Source organism: Sporosarcina sp. FSL K6-1522 (assembly GCF_038622445.1).
Classification (GTDB): Bacteria; Bacillota; Bacilli; order Bacillales_A; family Planococcaceae; genus Sporosarcina.
On sequence record NZ_CP152019.1, the window covers coordinates 3,807,501 to 3,827,544 of the forward strand.

Consider the following 20,044-nt stretch of genomic DNA (forward strand, 5'->3'; position numbering starts at 1 on the left):
ATAGTGACTATATGTGCCTGCAGGATGCCGGTATGCAACTTGCACCATGGGATACGGCGAACTTAAGTTACCTAAAAAAAGAAAAACGCAATGCCAATAGCACATTGCGTTTTCTTGTTATCAACTATCCACAAATAGTATCTTTTATGCAGCAAATTATATTTTCTGATCCATGCCATCTCGAATAATTTTCACCGCATTTTTTTCCAATCGCGATATTTGTGCCTGTGAGATGCCAAGCTCTTTCGCAATTTCAGTCTGCGTTTGTCCCAAATAAAATCGCTTAGAAAGAATGGCCTGTTGCCGTTCATCCATACCCGATACCGTCTCTTTAACAGAGACATACGTCAACCAGCGCTCTTCTGAAACCGTTTTATCTTGTAGCTGGTCCATCATAAACACTGGGTCTCCTCCTTCACCATTAATTGGCTCATGGAGTGACATCGGATCTTGTATAGCATCAAGCGCAAACAGAATATCGTCTGCGGGAATATCCGTTATCTCCGAGAGATCTGAAAGCTTAGGCTCGCGTTGATGATCATTGATGAATTGCTCTTTCGCTTTAATGGCCTTATAAGCAATATCCCGAAGTGAACGAGATACGCGCACGGAGTGATGATCCCGTAAATGCCTTTTAATTTCTCCAATAATCATCGGCACTGCATACGTTGAAAATCGGACATTGTGTTTCAAATCAAAGTTATCAATGGATTTCAAAAGGCCGATACACCCCACTTGAAAGAGATCATCCGCCTGTTCTCCGCGATAAGCAAACCGCTGAACGAGACTTAATACCAGTCGCAAATTACCAATCACAAGTTCTTCTCTCGCCGAATGATCCCCACTTTGTAACCTAATGAAAGTTGCTTTCATCACTTCATTCGTGAGTAATGGTAATTCGGACGTATCAATTCCGCATATTTCCACCCTTGTACGTACCATTCGCGTTTCCTCCGTATTCTATAGATGACTGTACAAATAGTCTGTCCGCAGTCACCCAGAATATGCGGGAAATGCCTTCTCCAATTTCACCCATCATGCAATTGGATGATTCAATCTGTCTCGCAAATCAGTAATGATTTTCTTTTCGAGTCGTGAAATATAAGACTGTGAAATGCCAAGCATTTCCGCCACTTCCTTTTGTGTCATTTCGATTTGACCCGTCAATCCAAAACGACATTCCATAATATAGCGCTCGCGTTCATCTAATGTCATAATTGCTTCAATCATATGCTGTCGCGCAATTTTCTTTTCAACATCGTCAATGATAATATGCTCGTCTGTTCCAAGAATATCCGACAACAGCAATTCATTCCCATCTGCATCTGAGTTCAGCGGCTCATCGAAAGAAATTTCCGAACGCGTTCGATTGGTTTTACGCAAATGCATTAAAATTTCATTTTCAATACAACGTGATGCATAGGTGGCTAATTTAATATTTTTATCGACCTTAAAGGTTTCGATCGCCTTAATAAGCCCGATAGCACCTATGCTAATTAAATCTTCGATATGTGTATTGGTATTATCAAAACGACGGGCAATATATACAACGAGTCGCAAGTTCTTTTCAATCAACGTATCGCGCGCCTGCATATCACCTTCCATAAAAGCCCGAATCGTTTCAGCCTCTTCTTCTCGGGTCAATGGCTTCGGAAGCGATTCATGACCTCCGATATAGTATGTACCATTTTTCCGTTTAAAAAAGGTAGCAATCACCGACATCCACTTCTTCAACTCATGCAACATGGACAGTTCCCCCTTCTTGATTGATGGATTCCATTGCAGATACATGTAAAATGGCTTGTGCACCGTCCGGATAACGACGGTCGTTTTTCGTTAACACTACATAACCCGGTTCCAACCTACCGCTCTTACCTACTGTCCACTGGTCAAACTTCAAACCTACCGCCCACGACTGACCTTGCACCGTCATCAATCGAATTAAACGCAGCGACTTTTGATAAGCTGACGGAAATGCCGCCATCGAAGGTGTCCCTTGTGGATCCCAAGCAAGCAATGCTTCCGATAGATCCGCAGGGATATGTGCTTCCACTGCTTTAAATGACAAAAAATGAACAGGTGCGCCTGATAACGGCTCTGTACAGCTATTGCCCGAATCGACGTACACCTCTAACTCAATATCCGCATCCCATATCGACAGGGTGGACGATGCTCTCAACGTTGATAAGCGACGAAACGTTCGGACATCGAGCCATTTCTTTTTCATGAAATACAAGGCAACATAAGCAACTACTGCATAAGTTAAAACCGTCAGCGATGTGCCAATTGCTTGGATACGAAATTGAAAAGCCGTTAATACGCCCCCCGCAAATGCCGCCCCTATCAGTACCATGAGCGCTGATTTTTTCCATGGCTCAAAATTTTTACCGAAAGCGCAAATGGTCATACAAACAAAAGAAGCAATCACGACAGCAACAGATGATGGAAAAATAGCGACAGGCAATGCGCCTGCAAAAGCAGCAAACAAGAGACGTCTTCGAGCAGCTTGAACGTTCCCCACCTTGTTTGCAAATGACAACACTGCATAATTAAACAGCATATTCACACCTACAATGAGTTCACCGTACATGGCCCACCCTCCCTTGAAACTAACGATAACATCTGCACATTGAAATGTTTGTCGGAACGGGGATGAAATTCCATGAAATCATCGACAGATATTGCATGTATAATCCACTCTTCTACACTCACTATCAATTACACCTCGGCGTAATTGCGTCCAGATTTTTTCGAGCTTGGGGCCAACAGGATGTTGGTCATGCAGTCGTTGCGAATCGAACAGCGAAGGGTTCGATTTGCCGTGTTTCTGCGCTTTTTGCAGAAATTAAGGCACCTTTCTTTGGACGTGGCGACCTTAGCCTGCGTACCCCTTATCGTTCAGCAAGCGTTTGAACACCCCCTGAACAGAAAAACAAAACCACATTCATCTCGCTACCTGTCGAGGTGGGAGTTTTCTGTAGCTGACGCTTCGCTTTTAGTACAAAAAGATTTGCTGAATGAAGATAAACAAACATGAGATATGAAGATAAAAGCACTTCTTTACGAACAAAAAACCACCCTATCAGTCCATAAAGGACCTATAAGGTGGCTTCCTCGATTGTTATTTGACACGCATCATCTCTACAACTTAATTAGCGGCGACGATTGCGTAAAAATGTTGGGATATCAAGCGCATCCTCTTGCTGGTTACTTTGTTGCTGGCGGGCCGGTGGTTCCTGTTGTTGGAACTGCGGCGCCTCTTCTCTACGCGGTTCACGCACTCCCTGTGGTGCCGATGAAGCCGGTTGCTGTTCACGTACCTGCGGGCGGCTTGCGCCGAATCCTGCACTTCTAGCAGGTCGTGCATTGACGAGTTGCTCTTCGTTAAAGCCAGTCGCAATTACCGTTACAATAATTTCATCTTTCAAATTATCATTGATGACCGAACCGAAGATCATATTGACATCTTCATCCGATGCGGAAGCAACGATATCTGCGGCTTCTTGCACTTCAAACAAGCTCAAGTTTGAACCGCCTGTAATGTTCATCAATACGCCTTTTGCTCCATCAATTGAAGTTTCAAGCAATGGGCTTGAAATCGCTTTTTTCGCAGCTTCTGCTGCACGGTTTTCGCCTGTTGACATCCCGATCCCCATAAGCGCTGAGCCTTTGTTAGACATAATTGTTTTAACGTCAGCAAAGTCCAAGTTAATAAGCCCTGGTACAGCGATGAGATCGGAAATACCTTGAACCCCTTGACGAAGAACGTTATCCGCCTCGCGGAACGCTTCGAGCATCGGTGTATTTTTGTCGACAATTTCAAGGAGCTTATCATTCGGAATCACGATGAGCGTATCTACAGATTCTTTCATCGTCGTGATGCCGCCGATTGCTTGCGTAGAACGTTTCCGTCCTTCAAATGTAAACGGTCTAGTCACAACCCCAACAGTAAGTGCTCCGAGATCTTTAGCAATTTGTGCAATGACAGGTGCCGCACCCGTTCCCGTACCGCCACCCATACCCGCTGTAACGAATACCATATCTGCTCCGCGCAATGCTTCTTCTAGTTGCTCTTTGCTTTCTTCAGCTGCTTTTTTCCCGACCTCTGGGTTTGCACCCGCTCCAAGACCACGCGTTAACTTACCGCCTATTTGTAATTTCACCTCAGCACTTGAAAGGTTCAACGCCTGTGCATCTGTATTCACAGCAATAAACTCTACACCTTGTACACCATGTTCAATCATTCGATTGACCGCATTATTTCCACCGCCACCCACACCGATTACTTTAATAACCGCGAGCGCGTCAACATTTGTATCAAACTCCAGCATTGTCTCTCCTCCTAATCCATTTCGAACATTCTATCTATCATCGTAATCATTCAAAGAAATTATCGAATACTTTCTTTGCCTTACTAAAAATTCCCGGTGATTTTTCTTTATTCGGATCTGCCATTTTTTTCTTAGAAGCAGTGTCCAGTAGTACTTCTTCAACCGCTGTAACAGTTGGTGTATCTGCAACATGACCAAAATACGTATCCTGCATATCAGCATAACGAATGAGCCCAACTGCAGTCGTATACATCGGTTCCCTTACACCTATATATTCAGGGGTATGAATACGAACACGCGTCTTGAGCACGTGCCTCGCCAACTGAAGAAGTCCATCTAGCTTCGTAATTCCCCCAGTCAACACGATACCACCTGGTAAATCACGAATCCCCATTTTATAAAACTCCTCTAAAATGAGATCGAATAGTTCCTCTAGCCGCACACCAATAATTTCTGATATATAGCGCTGACTATATTGATCCTTTGAGTCAGCTCCAATAACCGGCACTTCAAACAGTTCATCATCTGATGCATCGTCGTAAAATGCATGTCCATATTGGTGTTTAATTTTCCTTGCCTGCTCTGTTGGCGTTTTCAATATAATTGAAAGATCTTTTGTAATATGATCTCCACCTACAGGTACAACCGCAGTTGCCATCAAACGATTTTCTCCAAAAATGGCGATTGTTGTGGAACCACCACCAATATCAATGAAGGCCGTTCCGTGATTTTTCTCGTCTTCTGTCAAGGCAAATGTGCCTGCCGCCAGTGGCTGTAGGTAAATTTCGCGAATGACAAGCCCTGCGCGTTCCACACAACGTAAAATATTGTGAACGAGTGTTTTTGAAGTCGTAATGAGTGTGCCATCCAACTCAAGACGCACGCCAATCATGCCACGCGGATCTTTTATTTCATCGTAGTCATCGACGATAAATTGTTTTGGTATAATATTGACAATTTCACGTTCAGGTGGCACAGACATAACTTGTGCCGATTGCATAACCCGATCGAGATCATCGTCCGTTATTTCCCGATTTTCGGAGTTTACTGCGACAACTCCTTTGACATCTTGTAACAATACACCATTGGCAGGGATGCCTAGTATAACTTCTCGAATTTGCATACCAATCATCCGTTCCGCCTGATCAATGGCTTTGCGAATGGATTGTACAGTTGCATCGATGTCGATGATTGTCCCTTTACGAATTCCTGCCGATTGAACATTCCCAACCCCGATAACGTGCAACACACCTCCGCCTACTTCACCAATCAACACTTTTACGGATGAAGAACCTATATCGAGTGATACATATAACTCTGATTGACTCAATTACTAGCACCTCCTATTGCAACTCTAACCTTTTCTATTTCTCATTCTATTGTATCACAAACCTATTGTCTTAAATATTTTCGACATATCCTACTTAAATCCTTTATTCTGAAGTACTTGCATTCGAATTCTTTCCTCGTTCCGTCCATTTTGTCAAAAGAATCCTTCTGATCACGGCGATATTTTGGAATAACCGAACACCAAATGCAAACACTGCAGCAAGGTACAAGTCTACACCAAGATGAACCCCTAAAAACGCCAGGATAGCAGCAAGTGCAACATTGAAAAAGAATCCTGATACAAATACCTTATCATCGTACACTTGTTGTAGATGTGCGCGAATTCCTCCAAAAAGTGTGTCCAATGCGGCAAGGACAGCAATTGATAAGTAATTACTATAAATCTGCGGAATATGAATATCCGACAACAGTCCCAGTGAAATTCCGAGAACGAGTCCAAGCAAAGGCAACCACATAGTTATTCCCCTTTCGGCAATTCCTGTAAAAAGTGATTTTCAAACTTTTCCGACCATCCTCGAATTTCCACATCTACCGTCGGCTTCGTAATATCCAAAATCAAATTATCGAGATAAAAATCATCGTGGATTGTCGATGCTAGTAAATAATTGTATAACTTTTCACTATCCGACAATGTAGGTGAAATGATTTTTATCGAGAATGGGGGGGTAGCAACATGCAAACCATTCACAGCCGTCAGGCCATTAATATCACGAATGGAACTCAATGTATGAAATCTTTTCCCGTCAATCTCAAGGATAATTCCCTTAAAGCGGTTCAACTCATTGACAAAATGCGTAAGCAAATCTGACGAAATACCGGTAATCGGCGTTCCGAATGCAACACTTTCTGGTGATGGCCGCACTTCAATCGTAATACCTGGCCCTATTGCTTGTGTCATACCTGCTTGTTGAAAAAGCTTGTCCACTGTTTCCGCTAATGCCTTTCCTGTATCTTCTTCACTCAATGTTTTGTAGGTACTGATTGTCTTATCGAATTCGCGAATTTCAGATAGCAATTCTGAATGCAATTGTTTTTCCGTAGCCAGCTCGTTACGAATGGCCCAAATATCCCGCGTATCACGTTCTTTCGGACTTTTCACCGTATTAAATTGGACGGCGGTCATAAATCCGACAATCAGTAGAATGCATGCAAACTTCCAATGGATTGTTTTTCCCATCCGTCCAACCTCCTAGCCGTAAAGTTTAGCCTTCATCTCGTATCGCGGTTAACTGAATTTCCTTAGACTGTTCTGTCGTCACAACAATATTGTCACGAGTCAAACCGTCTATCACACCGCCCTTTAAATTTAATGCGGAAGATAGTACCTCCATATCGCCAATTGCCTCAATGACGAAAGGTGCGGGAAACGTTCTCCCATCTACTGTAATCACAGGGCCTGTACATTTGATATAGGAACTCGATGTAATTCTCTGCCCGTTAATCGCCAATCCTTGTGCACCCGAAATACGCAACTCATTCACCACACGAAGCACATGACTTTCATGAACAATATAATCATTAGGATTCTGTTCAACAGGATCATAGTCAGCATCCTGTAACGTAATGCGAACTCCTTGTCCTACGGCTGGAATGATACCTAACAGCAAGCGAAGGTCTTCAGCCTCTTCAACGAGGACTTCATGATTCTTTTCTCTCGTAGAGAAAGAACGTTCAAATTCACGTATTTCCTCTTGCTTGGCAAGCAATTCATCCGATAATTCCTTGTTGCGCTCTTGCTGAGCGATCAAATCTTCTCGATATTGTTCTTCTTGAAGAAAGGCTTCAGATTGATGATTTTCGTTGTCATCATGCATACCGAGCGTTCGATACGAAAAAGCGAGGATGAAGCCAAGTACCAGAAAGACTACCGAAAATAAGATGTGCCTCCCCCGCTTCTTGTATTCCTCATTCTTCCTCATCAACCGGATCACCATCCTCTTTTATCAACCCGTATACTTTACTAAATGGCGTGAAATATGTACCTACTTCCACATCAATGACACCTTTTTCTAAGCCATTCAATTGGGCAGTAATCTCTGGATAATACATCATCTTGTCGGCAAATGTTGAAATCACGGCACGAACCTCAAAGCCATCATCCATATAGACCCGCAGGCTATCGATATCATCCTTCGTCCCTTCGAAAGTGATTTCCGATATCAGATGATACACATCTTCATCCAACTTCATCAATTGTTTGGTCATTCGCTTGCGAATGGCCTCGTCTTTAAAGCCATTCAGAATAGGTGCTTTCGCTAATAACGATTCGGTTGCAAAAAGCTCACCATTTTCCAGCAGTAAACTATATTGCCCTTTTTCTTCGATATATGCGACTGTATCCCATTCAGAAATGTGGATGTCCACATCTCGAAGCCATTTTCGTTTGACCGTCACCTGCTCTACACCAGCCAGCGCACCAAGACTCTTTTCAATCTCATCAATGCTGAATCCCCAAAGTGCATCTCCGACTGCAAGACCGCTTTGCTCTTCGTAAAATGGTGACTCATGGAGCACCGTTTCATTAATCGTTAGTTTTCCTACTTCACTAAGCGCCGATTGAAAATAGAGCGTAACGAGGAGCGCTAGTACAAATACAAATAGCACAAACGAAAATTTCTTATTCGTCCTTCTGCGGCGCTTCTTTCGCATAGATGGGATGCGCTCTTCAATATCTATTACTTTTTCCATTTCCGCTCCTCCTTCTCCCCCCTATTTCCTACCTGACGCAAAATGGAGTATCGTGCCAGCTGCTATCCAAGTCGTCATCAATGACGAGCCCCCATAACTGATAAACGGCAACGTCACCCCTGTTACAGGCAATAGCCCCGACACAACCCCAACATTCAAAAACGTTTGAAAAATAATCATCGAGCCCATCCCCGCTACCATCAATAAGGCATAGCGCCCCGGTGTTCGAATTGCAATCCCGAATGCGGATATTAATAGCACCGCAAACAGTAGCAAAACGATTGTCGCACCGATGAAGCCTGACTCTTCTGCAATAATTGAAAAAATGAAATCATTTTGTGGCTCAGGTAAATACAAATATTTTTGGCGACTGTTCCCATAACCATGGCCAACCAAACCACCAGGCGCAATGGCAAAAAGCGACTGAATCCCTTGGAAACCCGTACCTTGAGGATCACTCCATGGATCAATATAGGATTTTATCCGATCCAACCGATACGGCGCCGCAGCAATAAGTGCGATAAAAGCACCAATGCCCCCCACACCGAGAAAAGTGAAAAATTTTAACGGATAACCCGCGATGAACAAAATCACAAAAGCGGACACGATCATAATGACTGCTGAGCCTAAATCTGGCTGTAGCATAATCAGCGTTGCCGGAAGTAAAATCAATCCAAAATGACTGAACCGAAATATTTTCTTGCCACTCGTATCATTCAAACTACATGCCAGTTTTCCGATAAGTGCAACTTTGACAAACTCGGCTGGTTGAAGACTAAACGGACCTAGTGCAATCCAACTTTGTGAACCATTGCGGACAGCACCAACACCTGGAATAAGGACAGCAACAAGTAACAGTACCGCCAAAATATAACAATAGGTCCATGTCTTTGGGTTAGATGTCAATGGGCTTTTCATAATAACAAGCGCTATCCCGATAGATACGGTCATGTAAATTCCCTGTTTGACAATGAATGGTGAGGAATCTGCATAATGAACCAATCCCCAATACGAACCTGCCGAATGGACAAAAGCCAATCCTATCAATGACAGCGCCACGGCCGAAACGATAAATGACGTTTTTAACTTCCCTTCCAGTGAACGCATCCTTCCACAAAGTTATAAAGAAAAGCGCAAGCGCCTTGGAAGGGGTGACAGGCGTTGGAGGGCTTGAAGATAAAGGCGCTTTTTGCCTTTATCAGCAAGACCGAAACGACCCAAGCCCCTAGGCGCTGGAGCCTAGACAATAAGAAAAGCGCAAGGCACTCGCTTAGATGCGACCGGCATAAGACGAGTCGACGGCGTGGCGCTCTTTGCCACAGAGTCGGCTTGGCTTATGCCCCGAGCATCTGGCGCCTGGAGCTGGACAGATTTCCAAGTCGAAAAACGTATTCTCTCTTATCCGTTAAGCAATCCTTAGCGATCCAATTGCATAACAGCCTCTATGAACTGATCTCCCCGTATTTCAAAGCTAGGATATTGATCCCAACTAGCACAAGCTGGGGAGAGCAGAACAATATCCTCTTCCGCAGTAAACGCGTATGCTAGGTTGACCGCATTCTTCATATCCCCAGCATGAACGATTTTATCTATCCCACATGAAGCGGCAAATTGACCAAACTTCTCCGCCGTTTCTCCGAGTGTCACGACCGCTTTCACGTTGCCCATAAACGGTTGTAACTCGTCAAACGAATGCCCACGATCCAAACCACCTGCTATTAAAATGGTCGGTACATCAAACGCGGCGAGTGCACTCTTCGTAGCCAGTGTGTTTGTTGCCTTTGAATCATTAAAAAACTTTCGACCTTTTAACTCTGTGACAAATTGCATCCGATGGCGAACACCCGTAAAGGAACTGAGGACGTTTTCAATTGCCGACTTATCGCAACCCGAAAGAATGGCTGCTGCCGTTGCTGCAAGGATATTTTCTAAGTTATGCATGCCAGGTAGCTTGATAATCGAGCGATCTACATAAGGTTCTCCATTCCAATAGATTTTCTCCGCATCTGCAGATATCCCTTGATCTTTTTTCCCAAGTAGTGAAAAGGGGATTTTTTGAGCAACTGCATGCGCTACATAAGCCTGTAGCTCTGGTTGGTCCGCATTGTAAATGACATACTCATTCTGGGTCTGATTTTTCAAGACATTGGCCTTCGCTAACGCATACGCTTCTGACGTTCCATGATAGTCTAAGTGCGCATCATATAAATTCGTCCATACAGCGATTTTCGGACAAAATTTCTCCGTTCCCATCAACTGAAAAGAAGATGCCTCTAGTACAATAATATTGTCCTCTGTCGCTTTCTCAGCCACCGCACAAGAAACGGTTCCAATATTCCCCGCAATTAATGGCTGGCGCTGACCAATATTCAACATATGGTAAAGCAATGTCGTTGTTGTCGTCTTACCGTTCGAGCCTGTTATCGCGATGATTGGTGCTTCACTTATCCGATACGTAAGTTCAATCTCCGTCCAGACCGGAATCGCTTTTGCGAGTGCTTCAACGAGGACTGCATTACTATAAGGTATGCCTGGATTCTTGACAATTAGGTCAAATCCTTCATCGAGAATCCCCTGTGGATGACCCCCACAAATGACACGAATTCCTTGCAATCGGAGCGCCGCTGCTTCCTCATTGCCTTCTTCGGGTGCTGCATCATTGACAACGACATTGGCTCCCGCATCATGTAAAATCTTTGATGCAGCGTAACCACTTCTAGCAAGCCCGAGGACGAGAATACGCATTCCTTTAAACTGCTCTAGATTTTTCATTTACAACACCTCCAACAAGACAGGGATGATCGCAGCAAAGAAGGCTACTCCCCAAAATACAATTACAATTTTCCATTCAGACCAACCTGAAAGTTCAAAATGATGGTGGATTGGGCTCATTTTAAAGACCCGTTTACCTGTTAGCTTAAAGCTAATCACCTGGATGATGACCGATAATGTCTCAATGACATAGACAATCCCAATCACTAATAACAGAAATTCTTGTTTAATCAAGACGGAGAGCATAGCGAGTGCCCCACCGAGCGCCAATGACCCAGTATCGCCCATAAATACTTTTGCCGGTTTAACATTGAATAATAGGAAGCCTAGCATAGCCCCCGTCACGACAAATGCAAACAATGCAATATCGAGCTGACCGTAGAACAAGGCATGCACACCAAATGCTGCAAAAGCAATCGATGATGTCCCAGCTACAAGTCCGTCCAAGCCATCCGATAAATTGACCGCATTGGAAAATCCAACAAGCCAGAAAATCAAAAATGCCACATAAAAAATCCCGAGTTCGATTTTAAAATCTGTGAAAGGAATTTGAACTGCCGTATCAAACGGCCCTAATTTTAAGAGGAAAAATGCAGCAACTGCGACAATAATTTGCCCGATCAGTTTCTGGATAGACGTCAGCCCAAGATTTCTCTTCACGACAACAATAATAAAGTCATCTAAGAAACCGATGATGCCGAAACCGACGAACACAAGCAATAATACGATTGTCTGTGTCGTCAACACATCGTATATGTATGAAAGAACGAGCGTGGAAATAATAATCGAACCAATGAAGATTAGACCACCCATCGTTGGCGTACCAGCCTTTTGCTGATGGGTTTTCGGCCCTTCTTCCCGGATACTCTGCCCGAACTTCATTCTCCTCAGTGTTGGGATAATGACAACTCCCAGTATTGCCGAAATGCCAAATGCGACAGCAATCGCCGTCAATGTTGTAACCAGTGTCATGATTTTTTCTCCTTCTACCTTCTAATGTGGCCTCTTTACTTACGCCACATTAGACGTTGCTTTTCAATAGTCATTCTGTATATAAATGAATAACATCATCCATCGTAACGAGTGTATCGGCGGCTGGCAACTGATATTTTACTTTTTCACCAGAACCATGCCATTGAATACGATACGTATACAACTGCCTGCTAATCATTCCTTTTGTCATTCCTGTCAAATCGGGAACTCGATAGGTCAACGGATCTCCCCATCTATACTCTTTTTCGAGCTGTCCTTCTCTTTTTGTCACGCCTGCAAGTGGTGCAATCTCTTCCATGATTCGACCAACAATTGGCGCGGCAATAACGCCACCAAATTGAACCGAATTTTTCGGGCTATCAACGGCCACATAGACGAGTAACTCTGGATCATCCGCCGGTGCAAACCCAATGAACGACACGATATAATCGCCGTCCTTATAATTGCCGTCCACCACTTTCTGAGCGGTCCCTGTCTTGCCACCAACACGCAGCCCATCTGTAAAGGCATTGCGGCCTGAACCATTGGCAACAACCGATTCAAGCGCTTCACGCACTTGCTTGGATGTTTCTTCGCTGATTACTCTTCTTTGCATTTCTGGAATGAACGATTGTAACGCCTTTCCTTTATCATCTGTTATTTCTTTGACAATATACGGTCGATACAAATAGCCTCCATTAATGGCTGCCGCCACGGCTTGCACTTGCTGAATAGGTGTAACCGAAATTCCTTGCCCAAATGCGGTTGTCGCCTGTTCAACAGGTCCAAATTTTTCTTTCGAAAAGAGAATCCCTTTTGATTCACCAGCAATACCCGATCCGGTTGATTGCCCAAAACCGAAATCACTTATGTATTGCAAAAGCTTATCACTTCCTAACCGCTGGCCGATTTCAATGAAACCTGGGTTACAGGAATTTTCAACGACCTCAAGAAACGTCTGATCTTTATGTCCCGCCCGTTGCCAGCAACGCAATCTCGCCTTGCCAATCATCGTGTAACCTGGATCGTAAAATTGCTCCTTCTGTAAATCAATAACGCCCTCTTCAAGTCCTGCCGCTAGTGTTACAATTTTAAAGGTCGATCCTGGTTCAAATGTCATCCAAACGGGCAAATTGCGGTTATAAATACTCGGGTCTACATGTTGATAGTCCGCTGGATAAAATGTCGGCGCGGAGGCAAGCGATAGCAATTCGCCTGTTTTCGGGTTCATCACAATGGCCAACGCCTGCGTAGCGTCATACTTTTCCATCGCCTGTAATAATTCACGTTCGACAATCTCTTGCATACGCACATCGATTGTCAATTCCACATTTGCACCCTTATCTCCCGTTTTGAATCCATCATCGACATGCGGAAGCGGAATACCTTTTGCGTCCGTATACAAACGTATTTTATCACCTGTACCTCGCAAAATTTCATCATAAGCGTATTCGATTCCCGCAAGCCCTAGGCCGTCATAGCCTGTAAAACCAAGTAGCCTAGATAACAAATCTTTATGCGGATACTCCCTCACAAAATCGACACCCGTATACAATCCATCGATCTGCAAACGGGAAATGTCATCCGCCTGTTCTTTTGTAATATTTTTTCCTTCTGGTGCCAGCTTCACCATATTCACTTTTTCGGACATTTTCTTCTCAAGTTCAGTTGCGTCAACCTTTAGATAGGATGCAAGTATTTGTGCCGCACCCGCTATGTCCTGATTTTGTGATGGCATAAAATATAGAGTTGGCGCCAAGCGGTTACCAACAATCAGATTGCCATTCCGATCTAAAATTTCCCCACGTACCCTGCCAAATGAAATTTCACGGTCCCAGTTTTCCTCTGCACGATCTTTCAACCATTCGTGTTTAATAATTTGCACATGAAATAGTTTAGCAGCAACCATTCCGAGTAAAAGAAGAAAGAGGATAAAAATAGCCCGAAGTCTTTTTTTAGATTGTAATGCGATAATTGTCCGCAGTTGTGACACCTCACGTTTTTCTATCAACGTATGATACACTGCGGATGGCTATTCGTTAGCCACCGACAATACTTTCTTCTTCCAGCTTCTCTTCTACCGGTTTATAAATTTCAGAGGGTGCTTTCAATTGAATAACTACGGGTTCATCAGGACCTATCAAAGTACCTTGTGACAGGCTTTGTTCCGTGACATAACCATCACCACTGATGCGTAAATCAAGCCCCGATAATAGTTTAAAGGAAAGTACCATTTTTTTCGACCATCCCGTAAAATCAGGTAATGTCGTCGGACCCTCTGTTTGTAATAAGACGACTGAGCCTTCTGCAAGTTTCGTTCCTTTTTGTGGATATTGACTAACGATTGTACCGCCCTCACCAATTATTTCTGGTCGGAAACCATCTCGTTGCAATTGCTCTGCAGCACTCGTTGAACTCCCTCCAACATAATCCTGAAGGACGATTGCTTCTACTGCTTCATCTCCACTTGGCACGATGTTTAAGTACTTCAAACTACTTTCCATAATTGAGGTGAAAAGCTCAGCAACTGGATCCGAACCACTTGCTCCTTCTTGCAGTTTAGGCTGTTGCACAAGCACATATGTCAGTAGCTGTGGATCCTCTACAGGTGCCATCCCTAAGAACGAATACAAGTAGTTCCCATTGCCTCTTAAATACCCACCCCCAGATGGGTTAGGGATCTCAGCAGTCCCCGTCTTTCCGCCAACCGTGTAACCATTGAGGGCAAACGGCTGCCCGGTCCCTTTTTCCGACGTCACAGTCGACGCAAGAAGTTCTCGGACTTTCTTTGCTGTATCTGCTGAAATTGGACGTCCAGCATCTTCTGGTTGATGGTCTTCTATCACTTTTCCGGTGTTCGGATTGGTAATCTTATCAATGACATACGGTTTTTTCATAACCCCATTATTGGCAATCGCTGTTGCAGCCTGAATCATCTGAATTGCGGTTACCGTAGACCCTTGTCCATATGAAGTCGTTAAGCGTTCAGCTGGAAACTCATCGAGTACAACCCCTGCCGCCTCATTTGGTAAATCAATGCCAACCTTTTCACCAAAGCCAAATGAACGATAATGTTCGATGAATTTTTTATCACCCATCCGTTCTAGCAAATAAGCCATAGAAACGTTGGAAGACCGTTGAAATCCTTCCAGGTACGAAATCGTTCCCCAACCATCCCGCTTGACATCCCGAATGACTTGGTCATAAATCTTATATCGACCCGATGTAAAATACGCATTAGGATCCCACTTCTTTTCCTCCATCGCAGCAGCTACCGTAAACATCTTCACGGTTGAACCCGGTTCGAATGTCTCTTCAATCGCCTCATTCAACCAGCTATCCGTTAACCCTTCACGTGTTGCTGGATGGAATGTCGGGCGCTGGCTCATCGCCAATATTTCACCTGTTTTAGGATTTGCCACGACGACAAGCATTTTTTTAGGTGAATATTTTTTTTGAACCTTCGTCATTGCATCTTCGACGAAGTTTTGAATCGTTTTATCGATAGTAAGTTGAATCTCATCGCCATCTTTGGCAGGAACAATCGCTTTTTCTGATTTCGGTAGAATAAATCCCCATCTATCAGACTGGAAATTGACTTTACCATCTACGCCACTTAACTCTTTGTTATAGGTTTTTTCAAGACCCATTTTTCCGACTGTGGAAATATTTTTTTCGCTGTCTTCTTCCTTCATCGAAAAGCCAATCAGATGGGAAGCAAAGACCCCATTCGGATAGAACCGCTTAGTATCTTCAACAAAGAGAATACCCGGCAACTCTTTTTCCCGAATCGCCTGCACAGTTTCGTGACTAATATCACGCCCCGCCTTACCAAACTCCACCTGATACTTCTCTCCATCTCTTGCATTTGTAAGATTAGATAGGATCTGTTCTTTTTCAAGTGGTATGTATTCAGCAAGCACTTCTGCTGTTTTTTCGTAGTCTATTACATGTCTTGGTACCTTCGATCCAGCCGTCGCTTTTTCACTCAATACGGCGATCAAGCGGTAACTTAACGTATCTGAAGCGATTGTTTCACCATTACGATCCAGGATTTGTCCACGATCGGCTTTCAATATTGCTTCTCTTGCATATTTCGCTTCTGCTAGAGAAGCCATCGTTTTCCCTTCTGCCTGCCCCGTCGCCTGAATAAATAGAATTCTTCCAAACAATAGGAAAAAGAGCCCTCCATAAACTAAAAGCATCAGAAAGGCTCCCCATTGAAATCGAAACTTCTTTTTCATCGTCCAGGCACGACCTTTACATTGTTCTCGTTCAGATTCAAGCCAAGCTCCTTCGCTTTTTCCCAAATGCGTTCATATCTGGATTTTTCACTTACTTGGATGGACAGTTCCGTATTTTGTTTTGCTGTTTCGTCAATTTCCTTGCTGATCAACTGCACATCCCTGTTCGTTTCATTGATTTGGGCTTGTGTATGGAGAATCATTGTTGAGAAAATAACAAGGATTGTTGAAAACAGCACAAACAGGAACTTCTCTCCAACTGAAAACACTTTCCGAGAAGGACGAATTTGTGTCTGTTTTTTCGGTACTTCAGGTGTTTCAAGTTCGCGAACATACGATGTTTGAAATTGTTTCTGCTCTAACGCCATTTACCAACTTCCCCCTTTACTTTTTCTCAGCGATTCTCAATTTTGCTGATCTTGCCCGCTTATTCTCCGCTATCTCTTTATCTCCGGGAATAATCGGTTTTCTTGTCACCAGTTTTAAAATGGGTTCCATGCCCTCAGGGATGACCGGTAAATTGGGTGGTAAATCTGGCAAAGATGACGCCTCTTTAAAAATGGTTTTACACAAACGATCTTCAAGTGAATGGAACGTAATGACACTAATGCGTCCACCTGGTTTTAACATAGTCAAAGCATCCGTTAGCGAATCTTCGGCTGCGCCAAGCTCATCATTTACTGCAATACGAATCGCTTGGAATACTCTTTTCGCTGGATGTCCACCAGTCCGTCTTGCGGCCGCAGGAATCCCAGATTTGATTAGCTCCGCAAGTTCTGCGGTTGTGTGTATCGGCTCTAGCTCTCGTGCTGCCTCGATTTTTCGTGCAATACCTTTTGAGAATTTCTCTTCACCATAGCGGAAAAAGATGCGTACAAGGTCTTCATATGACCATTCATTGACGACTTCATATGCTGTTAACGAAGCATCCTTATTCATGCGCATATCAAGCGGGGCATCATGGTTGTAACTAAAACCACGTTCCGGTGTATCTAACTGGGGTGATGAAACGCCAAGGTCATACAGAATACCATCGACAGCCGTAATCCCTATCTTCTCCAACTCTGATTTCAAGTTTCGGAAATTTGAATGGATAAACGTCACTTGCGGTAAATAGTCCTTCAATCTTTCTTTCGCGACTTCAATCGCTGTCATATCCTGGTCAAAACAAACCAATCTGCCTTCAGGCGATAGTTGTTTGGCTATCTCCTTACTGTGCCCTGCTCCTCCGAGCGTACAATCGACATAAACTCCATCGTCTTTTATAGCCAATCCTTCGACGGCTTCGTGAAGTAAGACTGTTGTATGGTTGAACATTGAAACCGCCCTCTTTCATTAATACTTTTTCATTAAAAATCAAAATCAATAATATTCTCCGCGATTTCGTTGAACGATTGTTCGGACTCCTCATAGTAACTTTCCCAGAGTGCTTTGGACCAAATTTCGATACGACCCGAAACACCAAGTACGACACAATCCTTTTCAACTTTCGCATAGTGAAGCAATGATGAGGGAATATTAATGCGCCCTTGCTTGTCCAATTCAACTTCTGTTGCTCCTGAAAAGAAAAAGCGAGTAAATGCACGCGCATCTTTTTTCGTCACAGGTAACGCTTTGAGCTTCTCCTCAAGACGTTTCCACTCATCCATCGGGTAACCGAAGAGGCAATTATCTAATCCACGGGTTAATACGAAGCCATCCCCAAGATGCTCCCGAAATTTTGACGGAACAATTAGGCGGCCTTTTGTATCGATAGTATGCTGATATTCACCCATGAACATACTCTTCACCCCACTATATGAAATTAATGTACCACATCCCCCCACATTCCTCCACCGATTCCCTAGCATTTAACAAGTTTTCAGTTGAAAATGTGTCAATAGTACTTGTTTCAATGAGATTATTCAGACAATAGAACTGTATCCGTCTTAACGAACTATGATATTGCCATCTTTAAGGCAACACTTCTAGATACTAGAAACATTGATAACTAAACAAAAAACACCCTTACTTACACAAAATGTGCAAGTAAGGGTGTCGATTTCATTACAATTTAACAACTTTATGAGTACCATCCATTTCAAACGGTAATTTCAACAGCTCCTTAATCAATGAAGGGCCGTACTGATTCAAGTAAGCATACGGTGTATACAAACGTTCTTGCAACGATCCATCCGGGAATAATTCCCCTTCTAGTAAACTGAATGTGCGAAGTGCTTTGTCGTGTTGGATAAGCACCGCTTCTTCCGCCTTTCCTTTTACATAATCCAATTGTTTCGTATGGAAAAGAAGATTTTTTTGCAATAACGCTTGCATCATTGCCCCTTGTGATTCTACGAGCTCTGCCATTTTTTCATATTGCGTATGGAGAACTGTTTCTGTTTCCTCAATCGCAGCCTGGAAACGCTCATCGCGCAATCCATCAATAAATTGCTCACGTGCCGCAACTGCTTCACCAGTCATAACCGCTTCCACCGTAAGGGATTGGCTCGTTAACGCATGCTGCACTTGCGATGTCACGAGTGTGATTGAAAGCCTTGGTGCAATGATTGGCATTTTCAAGCCTAGATGATGAAACGCCTCTTTCAACACAGCCCAGTAAGTAATCTCGCCGGGTCCACCAACGAAAGCAAGCACTGGGAACACCAAATCCTGCATAATTGGTCTCGTCGCCACGTTATTACTTAATAGCCATGGCTGCTCTACTGCAACACGCAGTATCTCTGCCTTCGATAATCGAATACCTGCACTGTCATTCACGAATTCATCATTTTTTCGTGACAGCAGAACACGCCCTGTTTCATGCACATAAAACAAGTTAGCTGCATCTAACTCGGCCCCGATTGGCGTACCAAATCCTTGCTCGGCAAATAATGCTTCCTTCTGACAAATCTTCTCTGCCAATTGCGCTGACTCTTCAATCATTCGTGTAAAATAAGCCGTTTCCAGTTCGCGCAATGGTTTAAACGCAGAGTCAATAAATAATAATCCTTGTTCTTGGAAAAGACCGTTCATCAACCGGACAAAAAATCGCGTAAAGGTTTCTTCCTGCTCTACTGCATGAAGCACACCTTCTAATAACACCTTCGTATGCGCTGTCTCACCAAACCTACTGAAGATTTCTTTTACAAACGCCGCCATCTGCTCTTTATCATACGTAGCATCCGACGCCATGAGCTTAAGTACAAATTTCTCTCGGTATTGTTTTTTAACGGCATGACCCGCCGTTTCTGTATAAACATGATTGATTTCATTCAAATCATGGTCTTCTCCTGCTATCCAAAATACAGGTACAACAGGCACACCGAGCGCTTTTTGCTGCTGCTCCGCAAGAAGAATAACGGTAATGGCTTTGTGAACAGAATATAACGGTCCCGTCAAAATACCTGCTTGCTGGCCACCTACAACGGTCACTGCACCTTCTGCTAATTCACGAATATGTCGATCAGCCATTTCCGATAAACCAAATGGCTCCATAAATAGGCGAATCGTTTCCGCAAGCTGACGGCTTTTAAACGTTCGACCGCTCAACTCATGCAACCGCTCTGTATAGGCAGCAGCTTGATTTTCATAATCAAAAAACGTATGTAAAAATGCTTTGTCGTTGTTATATGCTTGCATCACTTTGTTATTCCCTTGTAATGCCAGATTATCCAATTTCATGATTCATGCCCCTTCGTCACTTTA

General features: G+C 43.6%; 19 protein-coding genes. 1 reads left to right on the forward strand and 18 read right to left on the reverse strand.

Going from position 1 to position 20,044, the window contains the following annotated elements; translation table 11 throughout:
- Nucleotides 1–156: 156 nt before the first annotated feature.
- The 3 genes from sigG to MKY34_RS19010 all read right to left on the reverse strand — a co-directional run bounded on the left by sigG (nucleotide 157) and on the right by MKY34_RS19010 (nucleotide 2,590).
- Nucleotides 157–942 (reverse strand): RNA polymerase sporulation sigma factor SigG, encoded by a 786-nt coding sequence (gene sigG, locus MKY34_RS19000; protein WP_342512677.1) that lies wholly within the window; start codon nucleotides 940–942, stop codon nucleotides 157–159.
- Between the two features lie 93 nt (nucleotides 943–1,035).
- The gene (gene sigE / locus MKY34_RS19005; protein WP_342512678.1) at nucleotides 1,036–1,746 is read right to left on the reverse strand and encodes an RNA polymerase sporulation sigma factor SigE; all 711 of its coding nucleotides are present in this window, start codon (nucleotides 1,744–1,746) and stop codon (nucleotides 1,036–1,038) included.
- The gene (locus MKY34_RS19010; RefSeq protein ID WP_342512679.1) at nucleotides 1,736–2,590 is read right to left on the reverse strand and encodes a sigma-E processing peptidase SpoIIGA; all 855 of its coding nucleotides are present in this window, start codon (nucleotides 2,588–2,590) and stop codon (nucleotides 1,736–1,738) included. Before MKY34_RS19010 ends, sigE begins: the two co-directional genes overlap by 11 nt.
- Before the next feature lie 180 nt (nucleotides 2,591–2,770).
- Between MKY34_RS19010 and MKY34_RS19015 the strand changes: the two genes are divergently transcribed.
- Nucleotides 2,771–3,037: a hypothetical protein gene (locus MKY34_RS19015; RefSeq protein ID WP_342512680.1), complete on the forward strand. Its 267-nt coding sequence runs from the start codon at nucleotides 2,771–2,773 to the stop codon at nucleotides 3,035–3,037.
- Nucleotides 3,038–3,152: 115 nt separating this feature from the next.
- Here MKY34_RS19015 and ftsZ read toward each other — a convergent pair whose 3' ends face one another.
- The 15 genes from ftsZ to bshC form a co-directional block, all read right to left on the reverse strand.
- A complete protein-coding gene (gene ftsZ / locus MKY34_RS19020; RefSeq protein ID WP_342512681.1) occupies nucleotides 3,153–4,331 on the reverse strand; it encodes a cell division protein FtsZ in 1,179 nt (392 codons plus the stop codon).
- Between the two features lie 46 nt (nucleotides 4,332–4,377).
- Nucleotides 4,378–5,661 (reverse strand): cell division protein FtsA, encoded by a 1,284-nt coding sequence (gene ftsA / locus MKY34_RS19025; protein WP_342512682.1) that lies wholly within the window; start codon nucleotides 5,659–5,661, stop codon nucleotides 4,378–4,380.
- Between the two features lie 103 nt (nucleotides 5,662–5,764).
- Nucleotides 5,765–6,136, reverse strand: a complete 372-nt coding sequence (locus MKY34_RS19030; protein WP_342512683.1) for a small basic family protein — start codon at nucleotides 6,134–6,136, stop codon at nucleotides 5,765–5,767.
- Nucleotides 6,137–6,138: 2 nt separating this feature from the next.
- Nucleotides 6,139–6,858 (reverse strand): DUF881 domain-containing protein, encoded by a 720-nt coding sequence (locus MKY34_RS19035; RefSeq protein ID WP_342512684.1) that lies wholly within the window; start codon nucleotides 6,856–6,858, stop codon nucleotides 6,139–6,141.
- A 25-nt stretch (nucleotides 6,859–6,883) separates the two neighbouring features.
- Complete coding sequence (locus tag MKY34_RS19040) at nucleotides 6,884–7,600, reverse strand: DUF881 domain-containing protein (RefSeq protein ID WP_342512685.1); 717 nt, start codon at nucleotides 7,598–7,600, stop codon at nucleotides 6,884–6,886.
- Nucleotides 7,587–8,369, reverse strand: coding sequence for a cell division protein FtsQ/DivIB (locus MKY34_RS19045; RefSeq protein ID WP_342512686.1), 783 nt, complete (start codon nucleotides 8,367–8,369; stop codon nucleotides 7,587–7,589). Before MKY34_RS19045 ends, MKY34_RS19040 begins: the two co-directional genes overlap by 14 nt.
- Nucleotides 8,370–8,390: 21 nt before the next feature.
- Nucleotides 8,391–9,476, reverse strand: a complete 1,086-nt coding sequence (gene ftsW / locus MKY34_RS19050; RefSeq protein WP_342512687.1) for a putative lipid II flippase FtsW — start codon at nucleotides 9,474–9,476, stop codon at nucleotides 8,391–8,393.
- A 309-nt stretch (nucleotides 9,477–9,785) separates the two neighbouring features.
- Nucleotides 9,786–11,141, reverse strand: a complete 1,356-nt coding sequence (gene murD, locus MKY34_RS19055) for a UDP-N-acetylmuramoyl-L-alanine--D-glutamate ligase (protein ID WP_342512688.1) — start codon at nucleotides 11,139–11,141, stop codon at nucleotides 9,786–9,788.
- Nucleotides 11,142–12,113: a phospho-N-acetylmuramoyl-pentapeptide-transferase gene (mraY, locus tag MKY34_RS19060; RefSeq protein ID WP_342512689.1), complete on the reverse strand. Its 972-nt coding sequence runs from the start codon at nucleotides 12,111–12,113 to the stop codon at nucleotides 11,142–11,144.
- A 70-nt stretch (nucleotides 12,114–12,183) separates the two neighbouring features.
- Nucleotides 12,184–14,022: a penicillin-binding transpeptidase domain-containing protein gene (locus MKY34_RS19065; protein ID WP_342515306.1), complete on the reverse strand. Its 1,839-nt coding sequence runs from the start codon at nucleotides 14,020–14,022 to the stop codon at nucleotides 12,184–12,186.
- A gap of 130 nt (nucleotides 14,023–14,152) precedes the next feature.
- Nucleotides 14,153–16,318: a penicillin-binding protein gene (locus MKY34_RS19070; RefSeq protein ID WP_342512690.1), complete on the reverse strand. Its 2,166-nt coding sequence runs from the start codon at nucleotides 16,316–16,318 to the stop codon at nucleotides 14,153–14,155.
- Between the two features lie 35 nt (nucleotides 16,319–16,353).
- Entirely contained in the window at nucleotides 16,354–16,725 is a 372-nt protein-coding gene (gene ftsL / locus MKY34_RS19075) for a cell division protein FtsL (RefSeq protein ID WP_342512691.1), read from the reverse strand.
- Nucleotides 16,726–16,741: 16 nt separating this feature from the next.
- Entirely contained in the window at nucleotides 16,742–17,674 is a 933-nt protein-coding gene (gene rsmH, locus MKY34_RS19080; RefSeq protein WP_342512692.1) for a 16S rRNA (cytosine(1402)-N(4))-methyltransferase RsmH, read from the reverse strand.
- 32 nt (nucleotides 17,675–17,706) lie between these two features.
- Entirely contained in the window at nucleotides 17,707–18,138 is a 432-nt protein-coding gene (mraZ, locus tag MKY34_RS19085) for a division/cell wall cluster transcriptional repressor MraZ (protein ID WP_342512693.1), read from the reverse strand.
- Nucleotides 18,139–18,403: 265 nt separating this feature from the next.
- Nucleotides 18,404–20,020 (reverse strand): bacillithiol biosynthesis cysteine-adding enzyme BshC, encoded by a 1,617-nt coding sequence (gene bshC, locus MKY34_RS19090; RefSeq protein ID WP_342512694.1) that lies wholly within the window; start codon nucleotides 20,018–20,020, stop codon nucleotides 18,404–18,406.
- Between the last annotated feature and the right edge of the window lie 24 nt (nucleotides 20,021–20,044).

What these genes read in the sequence shown, in the direction of transcription:
- ftsL (WP_342512691.1), bottom strand. Translation starts at nt 16,725, where the DNA reads ATGGCGTTAGAGCAGAAACAATTTCAAACATCGTATGTTCGCGAACTT.
- MKY34_RS19045 (WP_342512686.1), bottom strand. Translation starts at nt 8,369, where the DNA reads ATGGAAAAAGTAATAGATATTGAAGAGCGCATCCCATCTATGCGAAAG.
- MKY34_RS19070 (WP_342512690.1), bottom strand. Translation starts at nt 16,318, where the DNA reads ATGCTTTTAGTTTATGGAGGGCTCTTTTTCCTATTGTTTGGAAGAATT.
- bshC (WP_342512694.1), bottom strand. Translation starts at nt 20,020, where the DNA reads ATGAAATTGGATAATCTGGCATTACAAGGGAATAACAAAGTGATGCAA.
- mraZ (WP_342512693.1), bottom strand. Translation starts at nt 18,138, where the DNA reads ATGTTCATGGGTGAATATCAGCATACTATCGATACAAAAGGCCGCCTA.
- sigG (WP_342512677.1), bottom strand. Translation starts at nt 942, where the DNA reads ATGGTACGTACAAGGGTGGAAATATGCGGAATTGATACGTCCGAATTA.
- ftsW (WP_342512687.1), bottom strand. Translation starts at nt 9,476, where the DNA reads ATGCGTTCACTGGAAGGGAAGTTAAAAACGTCATTTATCGTTTCGGCC.
- MKY34_RS19030 (WP_342512683.1), bottom strand. Translation starts at nt 6,136, where the DNA reads ATGTGGTTGCCTTTGCTTGGACTCGTTCTCGGAATTTCACTGGGACTG.
- MKY34_RS19035 (WP_342512684.1), bottom strand. Translation starts at nt 6,858, where the DNA reads ATGGGAAAAACAATCCATTGGAAGTTTGCATGCATTCTACTGATTGTC.
- MKY34_RS19040 (WP_342512685.1), bottom strand. Translation starts at nt 7,600, where the DNA reads ATGAGGAAGAATGAGGAATACAAGAAGCGGGGGAGGCACATCTTATTT.
- MKY34_RS19015 (WP_342512680.1), top strand. Translation starts at nt 2,771, where the DNA reads ATGTTGGTCATGCAGTCGTTGCGAATCGAACAGCGAAGGGTTCGATTT.
- murD (WP_342512688.1), bottom strand. Translation starts at nt 11,141, where the DNA reads ATGAAAAATCTAGAGCAGTTTAAAGGAATGCGTATTCTCGTCCTCGGG.
- rsmH (WP_342512692.1), bottom strand. Translation starts at nt 17,674, where the DNA reads ATGTTCAACCATACAACAGTCTTACTTCACGAAGCCGTCGAAGGATTG.
- ftsZ (WP_342512681.1), bottom strand. Translation starts at nt 4,331, where the DNA reads ATGCTGGAGTTTGATACAAATGTTGACGCGCTCGCGGTTATTAAAGTA.
- sigE (WP_342512678.1), bottom strand. Translation starts at nt 1,746, where the DNA reads ATGTTGCATGAGTTGAAGAAGTGGATGTCGGTGATTGCTACCTTTTTT.
- MKY34_RS19065 (WP_342515306.1), bottom strand. Translation starts at nt 14,022, where the DNA reads ATGGTTGCTGCTAAACTATTTCATGTGCAAATTATTAAACACGAATGG.
- mraY (WP_342512689.1), bottom strand. Translation starts at nt 12,113, where the DNA reads ATGACACTGGTTACAACATTGACGGCGATTGCTGTCGCATTTGGCATT.
- MKY34_RS19010 (WP_342512679.1), bottom strand. Translation starts at nt 2,590, where the DNA reads ATGTACGGTGAACTCATTGTAGGTGTGAATATGCTGTTTAATTATGCA.